This is a genomic window from Nonomuraea sp. NPDC049141 (assembly GCF_040648415.1).
Lineage (GTDB): Bacteria > Actinomycetota > Actinomycetes > Streptosporangiales > Streptosporangiaceae > Nonomuraea.
The window spans coordinates 1-1,032 of record NZ_JBEZDR010000288.1 but is presented as its reverse complement, the minus strand read 5'-3'; the positions used below and the strand labels follow the sequence as shown (position 1 = coordinate 1,032).

Here is a 1,032-nt window from a genome sequence, read left to right as displayed (position 1 = left end):
CCGCGCACGCGGCCTTCGGTGCCGGTGCGCCCGGCGCGCGCCTCGACTACCTGGTGCTCACCGACCCGGACCTGGAGCCGGGGCCGGTCTCCGGGCCGGCGCGACTGCTCGTCGCCGCCTGGGTGGGGGCCACCCGGCTGATCGACAACGCGGCGATCCGGCTCGCCCCGCGTTCCTGAACCCGACCCCGCCACCATCCCGCGAAAGGCACCCCGATGCTGCGCACCATGCTCAAGTCGAAGATCCACCGCGCCACGGTGACCCAGGCCGACCTGCACTACGTCGGCTCGGTGACGGTCGACGAGGACCTGCTCGACGCCGCCGACCTGATCCCCGGCGAGCAGGTGGCGATCGTGGACATCACCAACGGGGCGCGGCTGGAGACGTACGTGATCCCGGGCGAGCGGGGCAGCGGCGTGATCGGCATCAACGGTGCCGCCGCCCACCTGGTGCACCCGGGGGACCTGGTGATCCTCATCTCGTACGGGCAGATGGACGACGCCGAGGCCCGGTCGTACCGGCCGCGGGTCGTGCACGTGGACGCCGACAACCGGGTCGTCGAGCTGAACACCGACCCGACCACCGCCGCCCCCGGCACCGCTGGCGCTCCGGTGCCCAACCCCTTCGCCGCCGCCGTCTGAGCGGACCGCTTCCTCCTTGTCGTCCGCGCCGCGCCCGTTCGTCCCCTTCGTGATCCCTAGGGTCGTCCGGGCCGCCGAAGTGGGCACCTGTGCGGTCTGTCATCGGAAGGTCATCCCTGGGTAGTCTGGTTGCCCGTCGACAGACGCGGGTGGCTGGGGGAGGCCGCGATGCGCCGTGCGATTGCCCTGCTCGCTGCCGTCGTCACGGCATCGCTGCTGGCCGGGTGCGCCGACTCGGGCGGGCTGGACGGTGACCTGGTCGACGACTGGGCGGCCCCGTCCGCCCCCGGGCCCTTCACCCCCGCCGCCGGGGTGTGCCAGGTCGCCGACTTCGCCGACGTGGTGACGCTGGCCGCGTACGCGCCGGTGGACTGCGCCGCGCCGCACCGGG

General features: G+C 73.8%; 2 protein-coding genes. Both read left to right on the top strand.

What is annotated here, in order from left to right:
* Positions 1 to 215 precede the first annotated feature (215 nt).
* Complete coding sequence (panD, locus tag AB0B91_RS66520) at positions 216 to 641, top strand: aspartate 1-decarboxylase (protein ID WP_089003105.1); 426 nt, start codon at positions 216 to 218, stop codon at positions 639 to 641.
* Between the two features lie 168 nt (positions 642 to 809).
* On the top strand, positions 810 to 1,032 hold a 223-nt coding region (locus tag AB0B91_RS66515; protein WP_358343364.1), incomplete at its 3' end, for a hypothetical protein.